The organism is Alkaliflexus imshenetskii DSM 15055, assembly GCF_000517065.1.
GTDB lineage: Bacteria > Bacteroidota > Bacteroidia > Bacteroidales > Marinilabiliaceae > Alkaliflexus > Alkaliflexus imshenetskii.
Map to the genome: position 1 here is coordinate 1,193,504 of NZ_KI912105.1, position 6,821 is coordinate 1,200,324.

General features: G+C 42.6%; 8 protein-coding genes. 1 reads left to right on the forward strand and 7 read right to left on the reverse strand.

What is annotated here, in order from left to right:
- Window positions 1-330: 330 nt before the first annotated feature.
- Window positions 331-1,314 carry an IS4 family transposase gene (locus tag ALKIM_RS0104855; protein ID WP_052345203.1) on the forward strand — a complete coding sequence of 328 codons (984 nt, stop codon included), beginning with the start codon at window positions 331-333 and terminating at the stop codon, window positions 1,312-1,314.
- Here the strand turns inward: ALKIM_RS0104855 and ALKIM_RS0104860 are convergent.
- The 7 genes from ALKIM_RS0104860 to ALKIM_RS17665 form a co-directional block, all read right to left on the reverse strand.
- Window positions 1,303-1,938: a hypothetical protein gene (locus tag ALKIM_RS0104860; protein ID WP_026473660.1), complete on the reverse strand. Its 636-nt coding sequence runs from the start codon at window positions 1,936-1,938 to the stop codon at window positions 1,303-1,305. The genes ALKIM_RS0104855 and ALKIM_RS0104860 overlap by 12 nt on opposite strands.
- A gap of 1,066 nt (window positions 1,939-3,004) precedes the next feature.
- On the reverse strand, window positions 3,005-3,334 hold the full coding sequence (locus ALKIM_RS0104870) for a type II toxin-antitoxin system RelE/ParE family toxin (RefSeq protein WP_026473662.1): 330 nt from the start codon (window positions 3,332-3,334) through the stop codon (window positions 3,005-3,007).
- Window positions 3,328-3,615, reverse strand: a complete 288-nt coding sequence (locus tag ALKIM_RS0104875; RefSeq protein WP_157363775.1) for a hypothetical protein — start codon at window positions 3,613-3,615, stop codon at window positions 3,328-3,330. The genes ALKIM_RS0104870 and ALKIM_RS0104875 overlap by 7 nt, the downstream gene beginning before the upstream one ends.
- 6 nt (window positions 3,616-3,621) lie before the next feature.
- Window positions 3,622-3,840: an integrase gene (locus ALKIM_RS0104880; RefSeq protein ID WP_235714381.1), complete on the reverse strand. Its 219-nt coding sequence runs from the start codon at window positions 3,838-3,840 to the stop codon at window positions 3,622-3,624.
- Between the two features lie 258 nt (window positions 3,841-4,098).
- Complete coding sequence (locus tag ALKIM_RS0104885) at window positions 4,099-4,593, reverse strand: hypothetical protein (protein ID WP_026473665.1); 495 nt, start codon at window positions 4,591-4,593, stop codon at window positions 4,099-4,101.
- Window positions 4,587-5,534: a tyrosine-type recombinase/integrase gene (locus tag ALKIM_RS0104890; RefSeq protein WP_026473666.1), complete on the reverse strand. Its 948-nt coding sequence runs from the start codon at window positions 5,532-5,534 to the stop codon at window positions 4,587-4,589. The genes ALKIM_RS0104885 and ALKIM_RS0104890 overlap by 7 nt, the downstream gene beginning before the upstream one ends.
- Before the next feature lie 17 nt (window positions 5,535-5,551).
- A complete protein-coding gene (locus tag ALKIM_RS17665; RefSeq protein WP_218916670.1) occupies window positions 5,552-6,745 on the reverse strand; it encodes a hypothetical protein in 1,194 nt (397 codons plus the stop codon).
- Window positions 6,746-6,821 lie beyond the last annotated feature (76 nt).

A 6,821-nucleotide genomic window follows, 5' to 3' on the forward strand; every position in this document is an offset into this window, starting at 1 on the left:
GGCGGAATTACGAGAGCTGAGTTTCATGAGTTTTGCAAATACCTTTGGGATAAGGGACACTATGATCAATTAGCAGAGGTAATGAAAATGTATAATTCAGGCCTTAGTACATGACAAAACAGTTAAATAATTGAAAATCAATTAAATAATAATCTAAAGCATTTGGATAAAACCTTGATATTCAGTATATTACAGCTGATTACCACATCTTTTGTACTATACGTGAACACCAAGGTTGATAACAAATATAGCGAATTAATCCAACTGTTTAAAGAAACGACCGGATGGCATAAAGCACGGGTAAAGTGCACGATTTCAATTGTTTGTGCAATGTGCAAGTTACAAACGGTTTCGTTCGTAAAGCTTGCGCAAGGATTTGAGGGACAGGCAACCTACGAATCGAGCCATCGACGGGTGCAACGATTTTTCGCCGAGTTTCTTATAGAGAGGCGTTTACTCGCCCGGCTGATATTTGCTCTTTTGCCCTCTAAACCGCCCTACCGCTTGAGCATGGACAGAACCAATTGGCAATTTGGGAGCTTGGATATCAACATATTGATGCTCAGTGTTTGTTATAAAGGCGTGGCCATTCCGCTGCTGTGGAAACTTCTTCCCAAACGTGGGAATTCAAATGCCACAGAGCGCCAAGAATTGTTTGACGACTACATCGAGCTATTTGGTTGTTCGTCCATCTCTGGTTTCATGGGCGATAGGGAATTTATTGGCGATGAATGGTTTGGGTATTTAATCCTTAATAAGGTGCCATTTTATATCAGGTTACGCGAAAACATGAAAGTCCGTGTGCCCGGCAAAGGCGAAAAAAAGGTCTTCTGGCTATTCAACCATCTACGGGTTGGCGTACACATGCATTACAGTGGGTTGGTCCATTTGGGCGGAAACCTTGTCTATTTGTCAGCTATCAAAACCATTGATAAAGCCACAGGTAAAATTGAATTTGTTATCATTGCATCGTTCAACAAACAGGACCAAGCACTGATTAACTATAAGGAAAGATGGCAGATAGAAACCATGTTCCGGGCCATGAAAACAAGTGGTTTCAACATAGAAGACACACATCTCAACAAGCTTGAGCGCTTATCTACCTTGATATCCGTTGTTTCCATTGCATTTATTTGGGCTTACCTCGCTGGTATAGACAAACATGAAAAAATTGTCACAATTAAAGTCAAAAAACACGGAAGAAGAGCCTTCAGTTTCTTCAAGTATGGGTTAATTCGGATTGCTCATGCATTGTCGAACACACTGGATATAAGCGAATTTAACAAATGTGTCAAAGTTTTGTCATGTACTTAGATTTAAACCACTACCCTTTAAGCTATAAGCATATTCACAATAGCCATACCCTCTCAAATATCCAACCATAAAGCCAGAGCCTTTACCGATACCAATTACAAGAGATGCTTCACTATACTCGCCTATAAAATCATTACTTCCATAATATGAATCACCTGTAGGTAATTCATCTTCTCCTTCATACAATTTTATATCAACCGGAAAATATGCATCCTGAAATTTCGGCTTATGATGTGGTTTAAAATAAATAGGTTGCAACATATTTCCAACAATGCCATGATAATCTTCGTTGAAGCTTTTATTTTCTGTAAAGTATACTCTCAAACCTTTATCTACAGCTTGTGCATTATGACGTAAATTTGCAATAGGCTTGCCTTTTGGGAAATCAAATCCTGATGTTTTCCGTTCAACCCAATCATCATTAAATTGATTCGATAACGCCCAATATGTAAGCCTGCGCATTTCATAAAAATCATTCATTTCATACGCCTTAATAAACTTCTCTGAAATTTGAGGGCTGTATATTTCCAATACCCATGCAACGTCAGTATCTCTAGTAATTGCCGCCCCCTCTTCCTCATCTTGGCTCCAGCTAAACAATATCTTCTCGGGGTTATGAATCAAATCCCATTGGTGTTATCATCAGCACGGTAAAAACCGGTAGCCACCAGCTCCACTAAATGGCCTTTTAAGCCTTATTTCAAAGAACGTTACATCTAATGCTCTGCAAGATAGAAAATTTCCGGTACTTACTTTTTCTTCAATTGAAAATATTCAGTTGAAGGGTTTTTCAATTGAAAAAAAAAGTTCATGGATGCAGTGATGTCCAGATTTGAGCGGAACCAGGCATTTACAACCCGTAGGCAACTTCTTAAGCCTGGCGGTGGCAGGTCAAGGCTTTTGGAAAAAATACTACCCTGAGGAACGACGGGTGGAGATTTTTTTCAAAACCCGAAGGGCTTGGCCTTGCGTGGGCATGGCCGGTGGGCTTTATCTTGGCCGAAGAGGTTTAAATGGCGGTTTTTTATGGGATGGGGCGTTATTGTTAATTTGGATTTTCTCTCTTTTTTTTTTCTTCTTTTTTTCCCCTTCTCTGATTACAACCTGCTGATAATATGGAACTGTGCGAAGGTAAAACAGCCATGAGCAAGCGTTGGGATAGTGGCTGCAAAAAAGTGGAGTGAGGCACGAACGAAGCGGTTTGCAGACGCTGTGCGCGCGAGCCGACTGCGAGTACGACCGAGGCCTGACGGTGAGAGCTGACGAAGAATGAGGAAGCGAAGCCGGCAGTGGCGTTTACGCTGAGGCTTTGGCGTGGTTATTGATTTTTGGGTTGGCTTTTGTGGGGCGGTCAATAACCATGACAAAGGCGAACCGAGGGAGTTAGCAGGCGAGCCAAACACAGCAGCGGTTGGATGCGTGGCGGCTTGGGCCATGGCGTAGAGAGGCACGAACGGAGCTGTGGAACAAGTGGCCTAAGCAGACAAAGGAGCTGCAGTGAGGAAGAGGAAGGAAAGCAAAAAACATGACAAACTGGAGCGTAGCGTAACCCGGAGGGAACCGAAGGGCGGACGGCGCTTGTTTTTACCTTATAGAGCTTGCTCTTTAAAAACAAGTGCCGGACGGTTTGGCGTGCTTTTTTGCTGACTGACGAGGAGGAATACCGCTTTACCGGGTCTGTGCGGGGGCTTTATTCTTCTTCTGTATCTGCAAGCATTTTTGAAGGATGCTGGCTTGTGTGAAAAATATCAGCGATAATTATACAATCTTCGGCAATTTCATAAATTATCTTATAACTCCATTTTGATGCAGAACGATAGTTTTCTGGTTCATCTGCCAGATATTCTTCAATAGGGTATTTTTCTGGAAAATCGTTTAAGCTATGAGCCAATTTTACCAAAGCCTTCTTTACCTTTCTTGCTGCAGCTAAAGAGTCCTGGGCAATATATTCGTAGATATTGTCAAGGTTCTCTTTTGCTAACCTATCCCAACGGATGGGAAGCTTTTTCTTACTTACCAATTTTCAACCTCCTTATCAACTTCTTCCTGGGTTAAAAAATCACCAGATTTTACACGTTTCGAAGCTGCTTTCACCCTGTTTTTAAGGTTTTGTTGTGTTATTGGTGAGCCATCAGTATTATATCCAACGATTACAGGCTTATTGTACTCCCTGCTCATTGCATACATCATCTTCAAAAACCGTTCATCCGCACGGTTTATAAAGTCATGTAATTCGTTTCTTAATTCTGGAACTCCCATAATGATTCTATTTTCTACAAAATTAACGATTATTTCTCTCATTCTGTTTCATTTTAACGGATGATATTTCTCCAGTTCTTTCTGCAAATCCTCCAAATTGTCCATCCTATAGCGTTCAGTGCTGCTTACGTATTTGTGGCCGGCCATGTATTGCACTTCTCTCAGGTTGTAATGTTTGAGCCAGTTGGTAATGGTGCTTGCACGGATTTGGGCCATGTTTGTGAGTCTGGGTTCATAGCGCTTTATCATGGCTTTTATTCTGGACATGCCGCGGATTAGGCGCTTTTTGTGGAACAGGTAATTTCCTTCTATTTTATCGTTTAAGGACTTTCTATCAGTTAAAAGATATTCGTGCAGGGGCAGTATTTGAAAGGTTTTAGGTCTAATATCCGTTTATTGGCTCGTTTGGTGGATGGAACGTATATCTTGCCTTTATCAAGTTGTAAATGGTTAATTTCAAGTTTTGCCAGTTCTTGCTCTTGTAAGCCTTGATAAATTCTAAGCCCTAATATTAAATGATAGGTTTTAAAGTATTCGCATGTGTCCAGTGGTTTTGCTTTCCGGGAACTTTTGGTAAATCGTATCAAGTTGCTTTTCGGTAAATAAATCGTGGGGTATTCTTCTTTGAACGCCCTTTACCCGTATGGGTTCGGCTACATTGGGCAAGGCTTTAAAGTCTAGGTAATAACTGATTTTCTTTAGCTCCATATTGATGGTTTTGGGGCCTATCCCCTGGCCTTTACGGTAGCGGATGTACCCCATCAGGGTTTCATGGTCGACTGGCTCAACAATTGGCTCAATTGGTTCAATTGGTTCTTTTCTTTCAATTGATTCAATTGATTCAATTGAAGAAAAAGAACTTAAGCTCTTATTGGCAGATGCATTCAAATAAGGTTTGAACTTCTTTTCTATGAAAAGAGTGTAATCAAGGATGGTGTTCTTACCAAAGCCTTTGTTTGTAAGGTACTTCTCAAAGCTTTCTGCTTCGCTTTGCTCTTTGGATTTCGCTTTACTCAGCATTCCTCCTCCTTTGCTAAGTGGGTGTATTTCTGTGTGGTTTCTATCGATTTATGACCCAGGAACAGGGCTATGTTTTCTAAGCGCATGCCATCCTGTAAAAGATGTGTGGCAATGGAGTGCCGCAAAATATGCAGGCCAAAGGATTTTTGTTTGAGCATTTCATTGTTGGTTTTATTCTTCAGGAGCTGCAAGCGGTGGTACATGCCCTGTACGCTCCATCTTATGCCACCCCGGCCAAGTAATAAGGCCTGGCTTGATTCATCAGGAGCTTTGGATTGCTTTGCGTTTAACAAGTGGGCTCTCTGGTTAATGATGTATTCTTGAAGGTCGGCTTTTACTTGTTTGCTCATGGGTACGTATCTTTCCCGGTAGCCTTTGCCTTTTCGTACATACAAAAGGTTCTTTTCAAAAAGCAGGTCGCTCAGGTTAAGGGCGGCTCCTTCGCTGGCTCTAAGGCCGCAACCATAGAAGATGTCGAGCATGGCGGTATCTCGTTGGTTGTAAAGGTTGTTTTCGTCTTTGGCTGCTTGGTAAAGGGCTTGTATTTCTGTTTTGGTTAGGTAAGTGGCGGTTTCGGTGGTTTTGAGTAGTTGTGGCTTGATTAGGATGTTTGCCTTTCCGGTAAACTGTAAATACTTGCTTAAAAGCCGCAGCATTGTGATGTGCTTGTTGATATAACCCGGGCTTAAACCGCCTGTTTTATTGCAGTTGGGGCGATGTTGCAGGTATTCCAGATAATCATTTATTTGCTGGTGCCGGAAGTCTTTTAAGTGTATGGTATGCTTGCTTTCTAAAAATGCCAGGAACTCTTGTACATTCCAGTGATAAAGCTTTACCGTTCGGAGTTTATAGCCCAGTGTTTCCAACCATTCTTTGAAGCTTTCTGACAGATGCCGGAACTGATTGCTTTTAATTTCTCTATTAACACTTTTTTGGAACATGGAACGCTAAGGGGTTTTTACAGGACTGACGGGCGTTGTAGTGTTCCATCTGGCGTTCCAAAGGATTGGAACGCCAGGTTGTCTATTTGATTGTACAAATAGTCTTGTATCTCATTTCTAAGTTTTTGGATATTATCCCAGTAGCTCACCCTGTATTTAAAACCTTTATTGGCATAGCCACCGGTTTGTTGCAGGTATTCCAGTGAAATGAGTTCATAGAGGTAGCGGTGAAGCTGTGTTTTACTTATGTGCAGGGCCTGGCGCACTTCTCTTTGGGTAAACTCGTATTGCTGCGCATTGGGCTTTTCTTCCAGGTAGGTTTTTAAGGCTTCAAAGAACTGGCGCAAGCTACCGTCCAACTCGTCCACTTTTAAAAAGATGCTCTCGAACATGATGGTAACGGCGGTTTTAAGGTCTTCCTTTTGGGTGATTAGTCGGCCTTGTTGGTCTCGTTTCCGTTGGTATTGGTTGATGATGGTGATTTGCTTGACAAAGGCCAGGTAAAGCTCGTTCAGACGTCTTATTTTGTGGGCTTGTGGTGGCAGGTGCAACTGGTTGGCAAAAGGATTAATGACTTTGCAGGGTTTGAGCATTCTTACAAGGTTTTGTAAAAGAGCGCTTGCCTCTCGTTCTTTCTCTGCATCTATCAGCCCGGCAGCTTTCTGCTTTTGGTAGTTCATTATCCGGGCGGTTTGCTCCTGGCTTTCATCCACAGCTATGATGAAAAGTCGGCTCATATTGTCCTCGTAGATTTGGCCATGGGTGGTGGCGCAGATGCTGGCCATGGGACCTCTTACTATTCTTTGGGCGCTGCGGATATTGCCGTTTTCATCCTTTTGGCTGGTGGAGCTGCTTAGTTGGTTGTTGCTAATGAGTTCGCGCCAGGCAAAGAGGGCTTCTTCTTTTAGGCCGTCGATGTCTTCCAGGCAAATCAGTTTGCCTTTGAAAAAGTATTCATCGTAGTTGTAAAAGCTGTTTTCGGTGACCCGGGTAAATTTCACTACTCTTTCGCCTGGCATCAGTTCTGCTATTTTGGAGAGTAGGTGGGTTTTACCGCTGCCACTGCTGCCTTGTATCAGGGCATGCAGGGTATCGGGCATTTTATGGCTGGTAGCTATCACAAACAGGAAAAGACGGTTGTTATCCTCACCGGTGATGCCGCTTTGGCCGATGAGCTGGTTTAGCTTTTGGATTAGGTCTGGCTGTTGCAAAAGGCTTTGCATCTCGCCTGCTGCGCAAGGGTTAGGGTTTTATCGCTGTCTGCATCTTTGGTGCTTTGCTGTAGCT